Below are 17,459 nucleotides of genomic sequence, written 5' to 3'. Positions count from 1 at the left end.
GTCTACTTTACTGCTGCAAAAATAGTTGAATTAGTTGGAAGTATTCGAGTTCGTATATCATTTCAAAAAAAATAGTACTTTCATATAAAAATTAATGAGCTAATGAAACTTTCAAATGAAGTCGTGTTGCGTCCTCGGTTCCAAATGGAACTGCAACAGAATATGGCTTCAATTTTAGAAGCGTTTCAAAAGCAAAAAGAGCTTCAAAACAGTATTGTCGTCAGTTTGGTCGATGAACATATCTTTTTAAAAATCCCTAGAGCCGAACAGCATATTTGGTCACCTCAACTGCATCTTGAATTGTTGGAGCGCGAAGACGGGAGTTGTATGCTTTTTGGGACGTTCGGTCCGAATCCTAGAGTCTGGACCTTATTTATGTTTTTACATTTTTTGGTAGGAACCGCTTTTTTAGGATTTGCTGTTTGGGCGTACAGTAACGCTTCGCTTAAAGAGCCTTATGCCTTACAAGTGCTGGCTATGGGATTATTGCTTATCGGTTGGTTTGTATTGTATTTCGTGGGACGAATGGGGAAAAAAGCTGGGCGGAAGGAAATGATTGCGCTTCATCTTTTTATGAAAGACACGCTACATATCTAGATGGTGGACTGTTGAATTTCCATAGTACCCGTTAACAGGGCTTCCATTCGGCGGATGTTCTGTAAATTTTTTCCATAATCGATGAGCGTTGTCTTTAACCTTGGCCGGCTAGAAATTTCATATTGATAGGAAGAACCTCTATCGCTTACGATTTGTATTCTGATTTCTTCACCCCACGATTTCATGGTCATGGTTGATTGCAATAAAATCCCGTTTTCTATTTCCTTTCGAACCATTAGTTGAAATACAGGATCATCTTTTAGCATTTGAAGTAATTCTTCTATCGATAGCGTAGAAATAATAGTTCGTTTTTGATGCACACCCAAATGCTCCTGCGCTATCTTTTGAATGCCTATTTTTCGTAAGTGGTACTTTAGGATTGCAATTAAACTAAGCGCCATAATGCCCCCGAAAAGTGTAGTATAGATGAGAAATTTTTCAATGCGCAACGCTTCGCCACCGATTAGGTGGAGGCCCATCATGCCAATAGCAAATGGGATCCCCGTTAGAAGAAACGTCTTGATAAAAAGTTTTGTGAGCGCTGTCATTTTCTAAAGATACGGCAAAATTTAGAGTGATAAAGGAGCAAAGAGGCAAAGGAGCAGAGAATTAAGAATGAAGAATTCAGAATTATGAGAGCATACTAATTCTAACATCTTTTAACCTACAACCTACAACCTACAACCTACAACCTACAACCTACAGCCTACAGCCTACAGCCTACAGCCTACAGCTACTTATTATACCCAAACCGCCGCAACTGCTTTTCGTCGCTTCGCCAATTCTTGTTCACCTTTACATAGGTTTCTAGGTGTACCTGCTTTCCGAAGAAGGCTTCAAGGTCTTTACGCGCTTCAACGCCAATACGTTTTAACGCCGAACCTTTATGACCGATAATGATTCCTTTCTGACTTTCACGCTCGACCATAATAATCGCACGGATTCGGATGATTTCATCCTCTTCAAAAAACTCTTCGGTCTCGATTTCCACAGAATACGGGATTTCCTTCTTATAGTGCATCAAGATCTTTTCACGAAGGATTTCATTTACAAAGAAACGTTCGGGCTTATCGGTGAGTTGATCTTTGGGATAGAAGGGCGGATTTTCTGGTAGTAGTTCCAATATTCGTTGAAATACTTCCTTCACCCCAAAATTTTCTAAAGCTGAAATGGCAAAAATCTCTGCATTCGGAACTTTTTCTTCCCAAACCTTCAATGCTTCCATCAACTGGGCTTCATCGCCCTTATCAATTTTATTCAGCAGTAATAATACCGGTATTTTCGTATGGGTTATTTTGTTGAAGAAACCTTCATCCTTCAAGTCCTTTTCACCCAATTCCACGATATAAAGCAGAATATCGGCATCCTCGAAGGCAGATTTCACGAAATCCATCATGCTCTCTTGAAGTTCATAAGCGGGTTTGATAATACCAGGCGTGTCGCTAAATAACACCTGAAAATCGTCACCGTTAACAATGCCGAGTATCCGATGACGTGTGGTTTGCGATTTGTTGGTAATAATCGATAAACGCTCGCCGACAAAGGCATTCATAAGGGTGCTTTTCCCAACATTTGGATTTCCAATAATATTTACAAAACCTGCTTTATGCGCCATTCAATGCTATTTTTTACAAAGGTACATCAAAATTATGCAACGGTATTTTGAGAATCGTATCCGAGCATAGGGATTGCCTTATGATACCTTTAATTTATTGTAACAGCCTCTTAACGTATCAAGCGAAATTCGATAGGTATCTTGACATAGAAATTGATGTAAACCTAACAAAAGAAATGATTATGAAAAGGATACAATTGATAACAATACTCGCATTAGTATTTAGCGTAACAGTATTTGCACAGTCGAAAGAAGATAAAAAATTGATGAAAGATGCTGAAAAAGCAAAAGCTGCATTCATGGATAAAGATCCAAATATCAAAGAACATTTTTCAACTGCTGAAGCGTATGTAATTTTTCCAAATGTCGGAGAAGGAGCACTCGTAGTTGGCGGAGCATCTGGAAATGGTGTGGTTTATGAAAGTGGCCGTGCAGTAGGAATGGCAAATATGAAGAAAGTTGATGTTGGCGCACAAGTAGGTGGAGAAGCCTATAGCGAAATCATTTTCTTTAAGAATGAAGCTGAATATGATGCGTTTAAGGATGACGATTTTAGTCTATCTACAAAGGCATCAGCTGTGCTTATTAAAGAAGGTGCTGCAAAGGAATCTACCTACGAAGATGGCGTGAAGGTTTTTGTATTGCCGAAAGCAGGATTAAGTCTTGAAGCCTCAGTTGGTGGACAAGAATTCGATTTTACACCCATGTCGAAGATGTAATTTTTAGAACATAACAGATATAAAATCACCATTGTAGTAATACGATGGTGATTTTTTTATAGCTTTTTCTGAAGCTTTTGTGCTTTCTGATAGTAAGGTGAAGTACTCGGTACATTTTTGAGCAGTTCTTTTGCCAAGCTATGTTTTTCTTGTTTCAAGCGGTTTAAGGCGGCATACCATATCGCTTCTTCGGCGTACACAGAGTCGCCATTCATTAATTCATTATACAATTCGGCAGCTGTTTCCTCTTCGTCGCTTTCCGTCAACGCAATCGCATTATATAATAGGATCTCTGGCGAACCTTCCCCTGCATTTCGAAGTCGGGTGAAGGCCACCGCTGCGGCTTCAAAATTCTCGTTGTTATAAGCGGTTTGTGCTCGCTGTAGTAATTCTGACGTGCTTTCAGTACCGCGAACACTAATACTAATAGGTGAAAATTCGCGATAATCATCGTACGTTGGGATAGCAAAAAACTGGAAATAGGAAATTGCGATCAAGACTAATACCGTTGCGGCCGCGGCATATTGCCACGGGCGAAGCTGACGGATTTTTGAAATTGTTGTAGGTTCAGTACGAGCGTAATCATTGGCAACCTTTGCTATGTTCTGTCGGAAGTCTTCACGTTCCGTGGCCTTTCCGATGGTATGTTTGCCAAAGGCGTTCAATTCCTTATAAGTCGTAAAGGAATTCTGGAATTCGGCATCAGAAGTCAACCGGGCTTCAAACATTCGCTTTTCTTCATCGGAGAGCCTTCCGTCCAAATAGTCTTCAAATAATAAATAGGTGTCGGCGTCCATCTTCGGGCTATTTTAATTGTTCATATTTAGGTGAAGCTTGGATCAATTCGGTTAGCTGACCGATACATAACGATTTCTTTTTTCGGGCGTAAGCATAGGAAATATCCAATTTTTCAGCGGTTTTCTGCATATCATCCAGTTCGAAAACCACCTTTAATAAATCCTGACACGCTTTGCCCAGTTTTTTGAACATATCGTTAAATAGCGATTGCTTTTCTTCAAAAACCGTGGTTTCAAAGGCAAACTGATCGGCTTCTTTATGTTCAGATACAATTTCCTCGTTGATTGTTACCTTCTGAAGCCGTTTCTTTTTCAATTGATTGAACCATTTTCGCTTACACAATAGAAAGAAGTACGCATCGAACGGACACGTTAATTTTAAATCCTGTTGGTGGGCTTGGTCGTAGATTACCATTAACACCTCTTGAACCAAATCCTGGGCTTGGGCTTCCGATCCGCTGTTCTTGCGGATATACCCGACCACCTTCGGAACGAAGTTTTTATAAATAGCATTGATAATGGCCGTATCGTTTTGGGCAAGCCCGTCGACGTAGCGTTGATCACTATGAACATTCTTGTTTTGCAAAGGCAGCTAGTTTCACTTAAAGGTAGAAAATTAACTTCAAAAGGAGATTTCCTTTCTGTTTTAAAAAAAAATTATAACGCTAATGTCAGTAATGGTAAGGTCTGAGGAAGATTTCAGAAAAAAATTTAAAAATTAGGGGTAACACTTTTCAGGTGAAATGGATATAAGGGCGAACAACGAAAAATGTTTCATTTAAAACTTAGAAATCATGAAAACTTCAAAACTAATTTTTACAGCCCTTTTTGCAACTGCCCTTTCTTTTACTTCTTGTCAAGTAAATGATGATTCCGATGGAATCCCAACCGACGATGGTGTTCCCTATATCGCGCCAAGTCGTGAGGACTACAACAACCTTAAGGATGAAGCCCTAGAGGATATTACCCTTCGAGTCGATTTTGATGCGGAGGATGGAATTTCCTTTATCTCCCCAAAAGGCGTACAAGTAAACATCAACGGAAACTGCCTGTTTAGTAATGGAGAACCAGCCACCGGACCCGCCACCGTTGAATTTGTGGAGGTATTTGACCGCGAAACCATGCTAACGGCGAATAAATCGACCATGGGAGTAATGCCTAACGGCGATAAGAACCTCCTGCTTACCGGTGGAGCCTTTTATATCGATGTCAAGCAAAATGGTGAATCGATCCAAAGCACTTGTAACATGACCCTTTTAATTCCAGCAGATCTGACCGGTGGGCCAGATCCATCAATGATCTTGTGGGATGGAACCGTAAATGAAGACGGTGATGTAGAATGGAGAGAAAACGATGCAGGTGCGAATGGAGAAGAAGGTGTGTTCGCAGAAGGAAATCAATACTATGCGTACTTCGATGAGTTTGGATGGACAAACGTAGACCGATTCTATAACGACCCACGTCCGAAGACCACCCTTAAAGTAGATGTTCCAGAAGGGTACGATAATACCAATAGTGGTGTATACCTTTCGTATGACGGTGAAGAAAATGCCTTGGCACAATTAGATACCTACGACGAAAACACAGGGTTGTTTTCGGAACATTACGGACAAATTCCTGTCGGATTGGAAATGCACGTGATCTTCGTAACAGAAGAGAATGATGAGTACCGATGGGCAATCCAAGGGGTGACCGTTGCTGAAAACGATGTGTATGTCTTTAGCTACGAAGAAACCCAAACAGGAACAAGAGCCGAAATGGTGGCAGCCATTCAAGCCCTGCCATAAAAGTTGCCCCAGAGGTTGAGGAAGAGCGTCGTTACCACTTTTGTGGAGCGGCGCTCGAACTCATTACTGCTATGTCGAAAATTATTCGGAACTTTAACAATGCCAATATGTTACTGACAACCAAAACCATTTCAGCTATGAAGACGCTGAGCCTATCATTTATCCTTTTAGTTAGTACCCTGATGTTTTGTGTTTCCTGTTCGGATTGCGAGGAGGAGATGTTCGTTACCGAAGCCGAAGCATTTGAGGCACCAACGCCGCAAGAGTTCGAACAGCTACAGCAAGCCTCCTTCGAAAGTGTAACCCAACAATTCGTGGTGAATGCTTCTGAACCATTTACCATAGAAACGGAAAACGGTGTGTTTATAAATGTGGCAGCACAGTGCCTAAGCTTCAATGGAGCTCCGGTGGAAGGTGAGATTACGTTCGAAGTGACCGAATTTTTCAATCGAGGTGAAATGCTCGCTGCCAATGCCAGTACCGTAGGAGTTGATGCTAACGGAAATCTCGAATTGCTAATTTCAGGCGGGATGTTTTATTTTGAAGCCTTTCAGGATGGAAATCCACTTACATTGGAATGTGAAACCTTGCTTACGGTACCTACAGACCTTACGGGAGGCGAAGACCCAGAAATGACCGCTTTTACGGGAGAAGAAAATGCCAATGGTGACGTGGTTTGGACACCTCAGAACGGTGAGTTCTTTTTAGGTGAAGATCCTGTCGGAAATCCGGCCTATATCACACTTTTCAATTCTTTGGGATGGTTCAATTGCGATCGCTTTGCAAATTTTCCAGATCCAAAAACCGAAATTGAGGTATTTCTACCTCAGGAATTTTCACAAGAAAACAGCAATGTCTATCTAGCGCTACAGGGAGAACCCAATAGTTTGGGCTATCTCTATGGTGAATTTCCGGTTGGCTTAGCAGTGTATATCATTTTTATTTCTGAAGAGGATGGCGATTTCCGATATGCCATTCGAGAACTCATCATAGAGGAGAACCAACAGGTCATTTTTGCGGTTCAAGAAACGGGGCTTGCCTCGCCTTCAGCTTTTCGTCAATTACTAAATGAACTGCCATAACATGGAAAAAAGGGTTCTCATTTACTGCGTTCTATTATTTCCGTTTTTTGGAATAGCACAAACGGTCGCCGATAGCCTTCAAATACGAACGGCTGTCATCGGATATGATGTTATGGGCAATGAAGTGCAGTTTTCACCACAAACTCCCCCATTAAACCAAATGGCTGGCGCTCCCAAAGCATATTATTCTTACTATTGGGAGTTTGGCGATGGTCGCTACAGTACCGAAAAAGAACCCAAGCATTCCTATAAGGAGAAAGGTGAATATGAAGCCCGACTTTGGGTAACCAATCATTATGATAATGGGAAACCACCAGCCACGAGACCTGAAAAGGTATCGGTATCGGACGTTACAGACGATTATCAAGAGGAAGCTTCGATGGAGAATACCTTAGATATAAAGCGAAACCGCGATCCGGTACCAGGTGAGGAAATCGTACTTGTCATGCGATATAAAAATCCGAAAGCCTATGAAACCCGTGGAAAGCTCTACCTTTTCTTCAACGAAAGGAAATATAAAACTGATCACTTTCAGATTTCGGACATTCGGACCTATCATGGCGAAAAGCAACTTGTCGAACCGCTGGCAGTTCAGTTTCAGAAAACAGATGATGGTTCTGACTATGCTTCCCTGGAAACCTTCAACCAACGCAAAATTTTGAAGGATTCGACAGAACGCGTCAATTTACCAGCCACCTTGGAAGAATCACAGGAAGAATATAAAAATTACGAAGCCTTTAGTTTCGATAAGATGCAACCGAATGAACAGCGCAATATCTTCTTCACCGTACAAGCAACGCCCGAAATGTTGAAAGATACAAGTGCCATCGTAAAGGTGCGCAGTATTTATGTGCCAGATGATGATTACCCCAATCACAATGTGAAAGAGACGGAAATGGAAGTCGTAACCAGTCACGACCCAAACAAAATGGCCTCCAACGCAACGATTATGAACTATCGTCTGGTTCGGTTTAAGAAGTTTCTCTTCAAAATCAAGTTTCAGAATAATGGTGAAGGTCCCGCCAGTACGATTAAACTGGATACCGATATTCCGGAAATGTTTAATCCCAAGACCATCGAGGTAGTCGACCAATATCCCGAATGCCCCATTTGTCCCGATGAGCGAGAGGTACAGTATAGCTGTTTGGATACCACCTTTGCGGAGAACAAAGCTGTTTTCACATTTAAAAATATCTACCTACCCGGAAGTGAACAGAAAAATGTAAAGGAATACGATTCTACCAAGGGTTTCGTGAAGTATAGAATTGCGTTAAATAAGGATTTTCACAAGACGAAAACGAAAAGCCGGACAGCGATCTACTTCGACAAGAACGAACCGATTATTACCAATTACGCGACCACACGCTTTAAACCGGGCCTTTCCATCGGTGCCAAAGCAGGTTTTCACTACACTTTTGAAACCGAAGAACAGGAATATTTTGCTGGGGTTACCGTTTCGCCTTTTAAATCGTATCGTGGCTATTGGCAAGCCGAATTGATGGTTGGGGCAGGTTCTTTCGATGAACTTTCAACCTTTTCTGAAAGTGAAGTGGTTAATGAAGCCTTTACCAATACCTACGAGTTTACCCAATCGAAGGAGATACGGAACATTTCGGCCTATCTGGTCCCTATCTCGTATCGATACAATCTAAATAACTATCTAGCGGTTGCCGGTGGCGCTCAGTTGAAAGTCGATCTTTCCGAAACAACCGAAACCAATACTACGGGCGAATATTTCCTAGAAATCCCTAACGAGAATGTCGTCATTCGCGATGAGACGCAAGATATTTCGATGGAACTCAAGAAAGATTGTAGTTTCGTCAACTTCCAACCCGGCGTATTTGTAGGCGCCAATGCCGGATTTGTACGTATCGGTCCGAGTATCGGAGCGCGCTATATCTATTACTTCAACGAGCCACATCAACAACTACAGCTGTATGCTATTTGGAAGTTTTAGGAAGTGTATTTTACCTACACTATTGCTTTTAGCGGTGGTTCTTTTCTGGAGTGAAGGGTTTTCGCAGCAATTGGAGGAGCAACTCTATCAAAAAGTGGATAGCTTGGTAGCGAATCCTTCCCTTACCTATCTTCAAAATCTTAAAAGTGAAGAAGAAGCGATGTCGAAGCAAATTTCGTCAAATGATGAAGCCTTGGCGTACGTGATTCTTCTTTGTAATAAAGGTTATTATTTTGAACGTTTTGGGAAGCTTTCGGAGGCTATTCAGCAGTACGAACAGGCATGGAAACTATTTAAAAATCGAAACCTGAAAGGGTACGACATCATTGCCTATTGTTTACAGCCCCTCGGTAATTTGTATACGAAGGTAGGCGCTTTCAACAGTGCGGAAAGTACTATAAAGACCTATATCGATTTGGCTGAAGAAAAGGGCGATTCCTTTCAAAAAGTAGCGGGAATTTTGAACTTGTCGACTGTATATAATGCTTCCGGCTACTTCAAGTTGACCACCGACTTACTTTCAAATGCTCTCGATGTCGAAGCACTGACAGCTTCACAGCGTCGAACACTATTGAATAATGCAGCGGTGAGTTATATGGCGCAGAAAAAGGTGGATACGACAGCCGCAATCCTTCAGCAGTTGCAACAAGAATTTCAGGAGCCGACGGTTTCAGAATTAAAACTTAATGCACAAGTACAGGTAGTGCATAAAAACTATTCGGAAGCTATTTCACTACTGAACAGGGCAGAAGAAATGCTTTTCCAACAAGACAATACTTCAGCAAGGGACTTGGCCCGACTTCATTTGGAAAAGGCAGATGTCTATCGGTTGATCAACAGGAAAAGGGAAGCAATGCAGGAGCTCAACGCTGCCTTGAAGCTTTTGTTACCTCAATCTGATAGTTCTTTGCCTGCTATTGACTGGCTCTATGGAGAAACTACCTTGATTGGCATTTTCGATCAATTTGGCGATCTACACGCAACGGAAAACCCAGACAAAGCGATAGCCTATTACGAAAGAAGCCAATATGTTTCACGACTGTTACAAGCTGAATATACGGCACAACAGACCCAAATCCTTCAACTTTCCGATGCGAGGAAACGGACTGAAAAGGTACTTCAACTTTATTACAAAGCGTATTCTGAAACGAAGAATAAAGATCTTTTCGAAAAAGCGCTACAATGGGCCGATGTGAGCAAGGCTTCGGTGCTCTCTAAATCGCTATCGAAACGGGAATTACGCGCGAAATATCCTAGCGATACGCTCTTGGAGAAGGAGCGTGAGCTATCGTTCCGCTATGAAACCATGGTGAGAGAGTTGGTGCATGCGCAGCGTAAAAACAAAGTGCCTCGAATTACCACTATAAACGAAGAAATCAGTCGCCTCACCATTCAGCTAAAGGAAGTTCGTAAAGACATTAAACAAAAATATAGTACGAATGATAAATTATTCTCTCTGGCTGAAGTACAGCAACGCTTAGTCAAAGATGAGGCTGTCGCCTATGAATTCTTCTATGGTGAAGAATCTATTTATGTGTTTGAACTGACAAGCGATTCCTTTCAATGGAACCGAGTTTCACTTCAAAATGGGTTCCACGAGAAGATTCAAGAATTTGTTTCACTATTCGACGCTCCTGAAACGGTTACTAATGATGTTTCCCGATACAAGAAATTAGCTTTCGATCTGTTTCAAAAACTTCAACTTTCAAAACAAAGTGAAGTTTCAAATTTAATCCTTGTTCCAGATGGGATTTTAAGTTTTGTTCCTTTCGATGCGCTGTTAACGAAACCTTCCGCTTCCAACCAATTTGAGGAGATGCCATTTTTGGTGACATCGTACAACACCGCATATGCTTCTTCACTTTTACAATATATGCACTATTCAAAGGAAACCACTTCGGGTGAAGAAATTAAAATGTTGGGAATATTCCCTGTTTTTGAGGGAACGCCTAACGAGTTATTCTTTTCAAAAAAAGAAGCAAAAGCATTTCAAAAAGCCTTGGATGCTGAGGTGTTGATAAATGAAGCCGCAACCAGACAGAATTTTCTCGATCAACTTCCAAAGTTTTCTGGCATTCATATTTCTAGTCACGCCTACGGCGGAACGGCTTCACGTCCGGCGCGTATTGAATTTTATGATGAATCGCTTCAGCTACAGGAACTGTACAGTCTCGATTTGAAGACGGAATTGGTAGTGCTTAGCGCCTGTGAAACGGGAGTGGGTGCTTTATACAAAGGTGAAGGGCCCATCAATTTGGCACGCGCTTTCCAATACGCCGGAGCACAAAATGTGGTCGTCACCCTTTGGAAAGTAAACGATCTTGCCACGGCCGAAGTAATGGAAAATTTTTATGAAGAATTGTCTGAGCCTCATGCTGCCTTCACCGCAAATAGTGAAGCGAAACGGGCATATCTTGAAGATGGGAACATTTCAAACCCTAAAAAATCGCCCTACTATTGGGCCGCCTTTTCTTATTTTGGGGAGGTTCAAAAACCGAATTCATCCTCCTCCTTTTCGTATTGGTGGTTCTTAGTACTCCTGCCGATTGGTTTTGTTGCCCTCCGCTTCTTTCGAAGGTGATCACTGACGAGATTTCTGTCTGCTTCTATCGTATAGCACAATGCTTCCGGCCACGGCTACATTCAAACTGTATTCACTTTCAAACTGAACCAGAAAATGTGATTTTTCGATAGCTTGATTCGATAGGCCATGGTCTTCAGCCCCTAGTAAATACACACAGCGTTTTGGGTGTTCAAAATCTTCCAGAGGAACTGCATCTTCCGTTTTTTCAACCCCCACAATACGGACTCCCTTGGGAAGATGGTTGTAGAAATCATCGAAGGTTTTATAGTGAAAATAGGGCATCGACTTTACCGAATTATGGGTGTCGCAGGCTTGATTGGCATATCTATTTCCTATGGTGAAGATAAAGCTGGCACCCATATTTTGTGCCGTTCGCCACAACACCCCTAAGTTTTCGGGTGTCTTGCCATTTTGAATACCGATACCAAAAAATTCGGTTGTAAAATTGTCGGGTTGCATGCCGCAAAAATAGCAAATTGCGAACGGTTGAAGGCTAGGTTATCGTTTCACTATTCCCTTCAACAGAACTTCAGTCATATCGCGTTTTAATACGTTTTCATCTACCTTGCCACGTTTTTGATACCAAAGATAGAGCGTTCGCAGGGTAGATAGTATCGAGAATAGCATTACTTCAGGATGTCGATTTTCCAATTCACCTTTGTCCATACCTTCTTTTAAAATCTTTCTGAAGTTTTGCTCATAGGCATCACGCATTGCTACAAAACGATGCAGTGCTTCCTCTTCCAGGTGCATCCAATCGTTATTCATGGTTGCCAAGGCATCGGGATGCGCTACGGTGATGTCTATATGGATTTCGATAATCCGGGTGATTTTTGAAAGTGGTGAGGAAGTCCTGTGTATCACTTCCTCCATGCCATCGGTAAAGGCATGGGCCACCCGCATGACCAAAGAGTGCAACAATTCTTGTTTTCCTGAAATGTGATTATATAGGCTTGCAGCCTTCATGTCCATAGCGTAGGCGATATCACGCATGGTAACGGCCGTATATCCTTTTTCCTTAAATAGTCGGGATGCAACAGCGATAATTTCCTCTTTCCGGGTGGAGACTTTCATTTGAATGCAAGGTACAAAATAATGCTTTTCAGCGCTTGGAAAGCCCACGTGGCTACGCTACTTTTGATAGCTATGGAGACACGCATCGAATCGAATGAACTTTTAGATAGGTTACCACCACATTTAAAGCAGTATATCAAACCCCAAGATTATGAACAATATACGCCGATAAATCAGGCGGTTTGGCGGTATGTGATGCGTAAGAATGTCGATTACCTAAGCAAGGTAGCCCACGATAGCTATGTGGAAGGGTTGCGAAAGACCGGAATTTCAATCGACGCTATTCCTAGTATGTATGGTATGAACCGTATTTTGAAGGAAATCGGTTGGGCAGCGGTTGCGGTGGATGGGTTTATTCCGCCGAATGCCTTTATGGAGTTTCAGGCGTATAAGGTGTTGGTAATTGCTAGTGACATCAGGCAGTTAGAAAACATTGAATACACACCTGCTCCCGATATCATTCATGAAGGTGCGGGTCATGCTCCCATCATTGCAAGTCCCGATTATGCGGAGTATCTTCGACGGTTTGGTGAAGTGGGTGCCAAAGCTATCTCCAGCGCCCATGATATTGAATTGTACGAAGCCGTTCGAGAACTTTCTATACTGAAGGAAGCGGAAGGTACTTCCGAAGAAGAAATTGATGCCGCCGAAAGAAAAGTGGAGCAATTACAGCAGAAAGAAACCGAACCTTCAGAAATAGCACTGATTCGAAACCTGCATTGGTGGACGGTAGAATATGGTTTGGTAGGAACGGTTGATGAGCCTAAAATCTATGGCGCTGGACTACTGTCTTCTATTGGTGAAAGCACTTGGTGTATGAAGGATGAGGTGAAGAAAGTTCCCTATTCCATCGATGCGGCCTATCAGGATTTCGACATTACGAAGCCACAACCACAATTGTTTGTAACGCCCGATTTCGCATACCTACAAGAAGTCTTGGAAGAGTTTGCGAATACCATGGCCTTACGAAAAGGAGGGTGGCGAGGATTGAAGAAATTGATCGGTTCCAAGCAAATCGGAACGATCGAACTAAGTACCGGTCTTCAAGTAAGCGGAATTTTCACTAGAATGATTCAAAATGAAGATAACGAGGTAGTGTATTTTGAAACCGAAGGTCCCACAGCGCTTGCGTATCGTGAGAAAGAGGTTATCGGGCATGGTATTAAACGCCACGACAATGGTTTTCGGTCGCCTTTGGGGAAATTGAAGAAAATCAATCTGGCTATTGAAAACATGGGGCCTCGCGATTTGCAGGCCTATAATTTCTATGATGGGAAGCCGATTGCGTTCGAGTTTGAAAGTGGCATTACCGTAGAAGGGATGAACGTAACGGGGATGCGGAATATTCGTGGGGAATTGATGCTTATTCAATTTACAGACTGTACGGTGAAGTATGGCGATGAGGTGTTGTTTTCGCCAGAAAAGGGCGATTTCGATATGGCAGTGGGGAAGGAGATTGTTTCAGCCTTTGCTGGAGCTGCCGATTATCTCAGTTTTCCAACCGCCTTGCACAATCCTAGCACCACCGAAACGGTCAAGCCAAAGCGTTCGGAAAAAGAAGCATCCTTGATTCGTTTATATGCTTCAGTTCGTGCGCTAAGAGAGCAACGTGAGACGGTTTCAAAGGAAAAGCTACTTTCAAAAGTAAAAACAATATTTCAAGAACTTCAACAAAACCATCCTTCCGATTGGTTGCTTCCGCTGGAGATATTTGAATTGATTGCCACTCAAGAAAATGAACTCAGCAATGCTGTTCAACAACATTTACTAGCATTAAAAAAGAGATTCCCTAACAAAGCGCACCTAATAGATGACGGTTTATTGTTGTTGGAAAAACAATAAACCTCCTTTCAATAAAGGATATCCGCAGCAACTATTCAATCATTACAAAAACAACCCATGCTCTTTTGAAAAGCTGTGCCTCGTACTTGATAAATTATTGCACCAATCTTTCGATAGCATAATACGTGCCGGGAGCACTTCCGGTGCTTCCACCGGTAAATGCAAATATTCGGGTATCAGCCGCGTGTCCAAAATAATAGGATTGAGATGCTATTAGGGGTACAATAGCGGTAAAAGTTGCCGTGTGACCTTGAAAACCTGCATCCGCCACAATGCTGCCTAGTATTGAAAAGCGTGCCACCCACTGACCAGCATTTTCGCTTGTACCAGTTGACCTTGCAAATCCAAAAACGTAATTTTCTGGTATTGCTAGAGAACCTAGCCTACGTGTCGTAATTGTCATGGTAATTCTATAATTCGCAGTAACCGGTGGTGTAAAGAAACTGAAGGCTTCATTAAAATTTCCTTGGTTAAAAAAACCACCAATATTGTTTATTCTTGATATTACGGTGGAAGCTGGGACGGAATCATCATCCGATGTCGATCGTCCAAGGAACTCTGTTATAAATGTTCCGCTTATATCGAAAGTTGTTTTTCTTACATATCCATCTGTATCCACTACTAAATATTGGTCGCTAGTAGCTGAATTATCCGGGACTGCCCGTACCCGAAAATCGCCATTTACATCTAAGGTTGTCTGAGGATCGGTAGTATTGATCCCCACTTGGGCACTCATTCCAAAAGCAAGGAATAGTGTTGCTAAAAGTAAAATGTTAGTTTTCATGCTATTTTAATTTAGATAGTACGAATAGCATAAGTAGGTTATCGTTCAATTTTCTTCAAAAACACATGGATAGTTCATCGACTAGTGTGTAGAGAAGAAAACCGGCTATGTAGGTAGCTAAAAGGGCAAAATAATTTGGTCTTCTACTCGTAATGAGCTGTCTACTACCTGCTAAATTTGGTCAGTTCGCTACTGCTGGTAATTTTCCCCTTTTTATTATAATCTTCTTGTTTTACCATACCCACACCTTTGGCAAACCATTGTTTGGCAGTACCGGTACGATTCATACCCATTTTGATGTTGGAGGTATAGCTAATGATGTAACAGTCGAAAGTTCCCGCTGGAGTTGTGACCGACTCTTCGCCAATTACTTTTCGATCGGTTAGGGAAACATCCATTTTCATAGAAATTCCGCCCATATCGACTGCCATGTTCATGGTGGCATCGGGCAATGCCATTCCTACGGAAAGATCGTTCGGAATTATGATATCAGTTCCAGAAATATCGGTTTTGAAATCCTTAAATTGGTCAAAAAGCTGTGGGTTCAGAAGCGATTTAACATCCATGGAAACACCATTGTTCTTGCAATGGATTACAAATTCACCATCGCTCAATACTTCACCTTTGTCATCTTTTAAGGTACTCTTCACCGTAGCTGATGAGGCGCTCGTTTCGGTTATGGTATAATCTGTCACGGCAGCGGTCTTCCCTTTTCTCGAATAACTGGTAATTTGAAAGGAGGTGCCTTCTTCAAATGGATAAAAGTCGCTGCATTCTTGCGCTATGCCAATAGTGAAGATAATTAGGAATAATACGGTTAACATACATGTCGGTTTCATACTGAATTAATTTTAGTGGTTTTTGGGTGAAATGAGAATTTCAACTCTTCTATTTGTTTGTTTGTTTTCTGGGGAATTGTTTTCTACTATCGGATTTGTTTCACCAAACCCTTTTGATGTTATGGTGAAGCCATCAGACAATTGCTTTTTTAATACTTGAGCAACGGCCTGTGCGCGTTTTAAGGAGAGTGTCTTGTTTTGTTCTGCACTACCATCGCTATCGGTATGACCTTGTACTTCCACCATCCCTTTTGGAAATTGTTGAATGGTCTCCGAAAGTTCTGAAAGCGCAGCTACAGCGGAATCCCGAAGCGAATAGGACCCAGAATCGAACAGTACCGAACTGTTTACCGATAAGAGCATAGCGCCTCCAATGGCAGCCACCGCATCAATATCGGCCCCTGGGATACCACTGGGGGTCTTCAGATCTGTAAGGCGAACGTATTGAAACGTGTCAGCTTTTGAAACATAAGGTGCGATGTCCACACTCGCGGTTCCTCCCTCTATTTTGCCCACTTCTATCCATTCGCTGCCCGTTTTTGAAATTTCCAATTTCGTAGGTTCAATAGCGCCCATTTCAAAAACATATAAATCAGGTCCATTTACATCGGTAAGCGTATTATCGATGAATTTGAGGGTAATACTTCCTGATAGTCCGAGATTGCAGATGTTCGGGTCTACATCGTGAAACCGTTGGATGGACATATCCGGCACTCCTAAAGCACCTTCAGGATGGGCCCCACCTCTACCTATTGCTTGTGAAGCAATGACATCGGCAAATGAGCGATCGCCAATGGGTAGAAAAATAAAGTTCCCTCGTTCATCTATATAAGTGTTGTCTACCGAGTTACTGGCATTGTCCCACTCAGGATTCTCATGATAGAAACGCTTTCGAGCTTTTGAAGCTTCTTCGATGAATTTACTAGCCAAGGTTCTTTTTTGTTCCAAAGCCTCGGTAACTAACGTTTGAAATGGACCTGTTGCTTGGCCGCTATTCAAATGGTCTTTAATTTCTTTTGGAAATTGGTATTCGTTGGCACTTTTTGCTTCTTTCTCTGAAGGGATTTTGTTGAAGAATGCCGGAACGGATTCCAATAACCGAACCTCCTTTTCGGAAATTTGGTAATAGTCCATCAGTACTGCACGGGTTTCTGTTTCTGAAGTACTCTTCGCCAATTTTGAAAGTGTCGTAAGCCGTTTCTTATTATCGTTGCGGTTATAGGTGCTGAGGTTTTCTTCCAAAAAGCCTTCTTCGCGTGTTCCTAATTGCTGTAAGGCTTCATTAATCTTCCCTCGGGCTTGGAGTGTGTTGTATTTTGAGGTCAATGCTTGCCGGTTGCTCGCTTCACTTGCTTCAATCAAGGCTTCGGCTTCTTCAAGGGATAAAGAAACGCCTGCTTCTTCCATTCTATTTTTGAAATCGGCAGTCAGTACTTCCGAGTTGCTCCAATCGTTGCTATTCCGATTGGTCGATATCAATTTTTGAAGATGCTCGACCTCTTCGCGATCAAGGCCGTGTTTTTTCAGCAAGCGCTCATACTTTATTTCGATAGCGAATGTTTCAGTGCTTTCCAGAAATTTTTCAAAAGCTTGAAGCCCTTCTTCTGCTTCCGCACTCATTTCCCAACCTGCTTCATCAACTTCTGAAAATAGGTCGATATCCTCTTCTTCCGAAACTTCAGATATGGTTGCTTCTGGTACTGCGATTTCGGTTTCAGTTGCCTCTTTACAGCTTTGAAAAAGCAATAACGCGAATATGATAACTATTGATAATGACTTCAT

16 protein-coding genes are annotated in these 17,459 nt (G+C 42.1%); 7 read left to right on the top strand and 9 right to left on the bottom strand.

What is annotated here, in order from left to right; all coding sequences use genetic code 11:
* Positions 1-102 precede the first annotated feature (102 nt).
* Positions 103-597, top strand: coding sequence for a GTP-binding protein (locus I4Q58_RS04475; RefSeq protein ID WP_203294132.1), 495 nt, complete (start codon positions 103-105; stop codon positions 595-597).
* Here I4Q58_RS04475 and I4Q58_RS04470 read toward each other — a convergent pair.
* Together I4Q58_RS04470 and era are read right to left on the bottom strand one after the other, a co-directional pair.
* Positions 594-1,145, bottom strand: coding sequence for a hypothetical protein (locus I4Q58_RS04470; RefSeq protein ID WP_203294130.1), 552 nt, complete (start codon positions 1,143-1,145; stop codon positions 594-596). The genes I4Q58_RS04475 and I4Q58_RS04470 overlap by 4 nt on opposite strands.
* A gap of 185 nt (positions 1,146-1,330) precedes the next feature.
* Entirely contained in the window at positions 1,331-2,212 is an 882-nt protein-coding gene (gene era / locus I4Q58_RS04465; protein WP_203294128.1) for a GTPase Era, read from the bottom strand.
* A 182-nt stretch (positions 2,213-2,394) separates the two neighbouring features.
* On the opposite strand from era, the gene I4Q58_RS04460 reads away from it, so the two are divergent.
* Positions 2,395-2,931 (top strand): lipid-binding SYLF domain-containing protein, encoded by a 537-nt coding sequence (locus I4Q58_RS04460; RefSeq protein ID WP_203294126.1) that lies wholly within the window; start codon positions 2,395-2,397, stop codon positions 2,929-2,931.
* 56 nt (positions 2,932-2,987) lie between these two features.
* Here I4Q58_RS04460 and I4Q58_RS04455 read toward each other — a convergent pair whose 3' ends face one another.
* The gene (locus I4Q58_RS04455) at positions 2,988-3,728 is read right to left on the bottom strand and encodes a hypothetical protein (protein WP_203294124.1); all 741 of its coding nucleotides are present in this window, start codon (positions 3,726-3,728) and stop codon (positions 2,988-2,990) included.
* Between the two features lie 7 nt (positions 3,729-3,735).
* Entirely contained in the window at positions 3,736-4,314 is a 579-nt protein-coding gene (locus tag I4Q58_RS04450; protein WP_203294123.1) for an RNA polymerase sigma factor, read from the bottom strand.
* 208 nt (positions 4,315-4,522) lie between these two features.
* On the opposite strand from I4Q58_RS04450, the gene I4Q58_RS04445 reads away from it, so the two are divergent.
* The 4 genes from I4Q58_RS04445 (at position 4,523) to I4Q58_RS04430 (ending at position 11,135) form a co-directional block, all read left to right on the top strand.
* Positions 4,523-5,515, top strand: coding sequence for a hypothetical protein (locus tag I4Q58_RS04445; protein WP_203294121.1), 993 nt, complete (start codon positions 4,523-4,525; stop codon positions 5,513-5,515).
* A 71-nt stretch (positions 5,516-5,586) separates the two neighbouring features.
* On the top strand, positions 5,587-6,597 hold the full coding sequence (locus I4Q58_RS04440) for a hypothetical protein (RefSeq protein WP_203294119.1): 1,011 nt from the start codon (positions 5,587-5,589) through the stop codon (positions 6,595-6,597).
* Position 6,598: 1 nt separating this feature from the next.
* Positions 6,599-8,554, top strand: a complete 1,956-nt coding sequence (locus I4Q58_RS04435; RefSeq protein ID WP_203294117.1) for a PKD domain-containing protein — start codon at positions 6,599-6,601, stop codon at positions 8,552-8,554.
* Entirely contained in the window at positions 8,535-11,135 is a 2,601-nt protein-coding gene (locus tag I4Q58_RS04430) for a CHAT domain-containing protein (protein ID WP_203294116.1), read from the top strand. The genes I4Q58_RS04435 and I4Q58_RS04430 overlap by 20 nt, the downstream gene beginning before the upstream one ends.
* Here the strand turns inward: I4Q58_RS04430 and I4Q58_RS04425 are convergent, their stop codons facing one another.
* Entirely contained in the window at positions 11,136-11,597 is a 462-nt protein-coding gene (locus I4Q58_RS04425) for an RNA methyltransferase (protein WP_203294114.1), read from the bottom strand.
* Between the two features lie 39 nt (positions 11,598-11,636).
* Positions 11,637-12,212, bottom strand: a complete 576-nt coding sequence (locus I4Q58_RS04420) for a TetR/AcrR family transcriptional regulator (protein ID WP_203294112.1) — start codon at positions 12,210-12,212, stop codon at positions 11,637-11,639.
* Positions 12,213-12,284: 72 nt separating this feature from the next.
* Between I4Q58_RS04420 and I4Q58_RS04415 the strand changes: the two genes are divergently transcribed.
* The gene (locus I4Q58_RS04415) at positions 12,285-14,054 is read left to right on the top strand and encodes an aromatic amino acid hydroxylase (RefSeq protein ID WP_203294110.1); all 1,770 of its coding nucleotides are present in this window, start codon (positions 12,285-12,287) and stop codon (positions 14,052-14,054) included.
* A 94-nt stretch (positions 14,055-14,148) separates the two neighbouring features.
* Here the strand turns inward: I4Q58_RS04415 and I4Q58_RS04410 are convergent, their stop codons facing one another.
* From I4Q58_RS04410 to I4Q58_RS04400, 3 genes are all read right to left on the bottom strand, one after another.
* A complete protein-coding gene (locus tag I4Q58_RS04410) occupies positions 14,149-14,838 on the bottom strand; it encodes a hypothetical protein (RefSeq protein WP_203294108.1) in 690 nt (229 codons plus the stop codon).
* A 164-nt stretch (positions 14,839-15,002) separates the two neighbouring features.
* Positions 15,003-15,662, bottom strand: a complete 660-nt coding sequence (locus tag I4Q58_RS04405) for a TapB family protein (RefSeq protein ID WP_203294106.1) — start codon at positions 15,660-15,662, stop codon at positions 15,003-15,005.
* Positions 15,663-15,689: 27 nt separating this feature from the next.
* Entirely contained in the window at positions 15,690-17,459 is a 1,770-nt protein-coding gene (locus I4Q58_RS04400) for an OmpA family protein (protein WP_203294104.1), read from the bottom strand.

It is taken from the genome of Luteirhabdus pelagi (assembly GCF_016827595.1).
Lineage (GTDB): Bacteria > Bacteroidota > Bacteroidia > Flavobacteriales > Flavobacteriaceae > Luteirhabdus > Luteirhabdus pelagi.
Note: the sequence above shows the minus strand (reverse complement) of the source record. Positions and strands in the feature narration are given on the sequence as shown.

Excerpts from the sequence above, each read along its gene's own strand:
- I4Q58_RS04475 (WP_203294132.1), top strand. The coding sequence starts at position 103 with ATGAAACTTTCAAATGAAGTCGTGTTGCGTCCTCGGTTCCAAATGGAA.
- I4Q58_RS04470 (WP_203294130.1), bottom strand. The coding sequence starts at position 1,145 with ATGACAGCGCTCACAAAACTTTTTATCAAGACGTTTCTTCTAACGGGG.
- era (WP_203294128.1), bottom strand. The coding sequence starts at position 2,212 with ATGGCGCATAAAGCAGGTTTTGTAAATATTATTGGAAATCCAAATGTT.
- I4Q58_RS04460 (WP_203294126.1), top strand. The coding sequence starts at position 2,395 with ATGAAAAGGATACAATTGATAACAATACTCGCATTAGTATTTAGCGTA.
- I4Q58_RS04455 (WP_203294124.1), bottom strand. The coding sequence starts at position 3,728 with ATGGACGCCGACACCTATTTATTATTTGAAGACTATTTGGACGGAAGG.
- I4Q58_RS04445 (WP_203294121.1), top strand. The coding sequence starts at position 4,523 with ATGAAAACTTCAAAACTAATTTTTACAGCCCTTTTTGCAACTGCCCTT.
- I4Q58_RS04440 (WP_203294119.1), top strand. The coding sequence starts at position 5,587 with ATGTCGAAAATTATTCGGAACTTTAACAATGCCAATATGTTACTGACA.
- I4Q58_RS04435 (WP_203294117.1), top strand. The coding sequence starts at position 6,599 with ATGGAAAAAAGGGTTCTCATTTACTGCGTTCTATTATTTCCGTTTTTT.
- I4Q58_RS04430 (WP_203294116.1), top strand. The coding sequence starts at position 8,535 with ATGCTATTTGGAAGTTTTAGGAAGTGTATTTTACCTACACTATTGCTT.
- I4Q58_RS04425 (WP_203294114.1), bottom strand. The coding sequence starts at position 11,597 with ATGCAACCCGACAATTTTACAACCGAATTTTTTGGTATCGGTATTCAA.
- I4Q58_RS04420 (WP_203294112.1), bottom strand. The coding sequence starts at position 12,212 with ATGAAAGTCTCCACCCGGAAAGAGGAAATTATCGCTGTTGCATCCCGA.
- I4Q58_RS04415 (WP_203294110.1), top strand. The coding sequence starts at position 12,285 with ATGGAGACACGCATCGAATCGAATGAACTTTTAGATAGGTTACCACCA.
- I4Q58_RS04410 (WP_203294108.1), bottom strand. The coding sequence starts at position 14,838 with ATGAAAACTAACATTTTACTTTTAGCAACACTATTCCTTGCTTTTGGA.
- I4Q58_RS04405 (WP_203294106.1), bottom strand. The coding sequence starts at position 15,662 with ATGTTAACCGTATTATTCCTAATTATCTTCACTATTGGCATAGCGCAA.
- I4Q58_RS04400 (WP_203294104.1), bottom strand. The coding sequence starts at position 17,459 with ATGAAGTCATTATCAATAGTTATCATATTCGCGTTATTGCTTTTTCAA.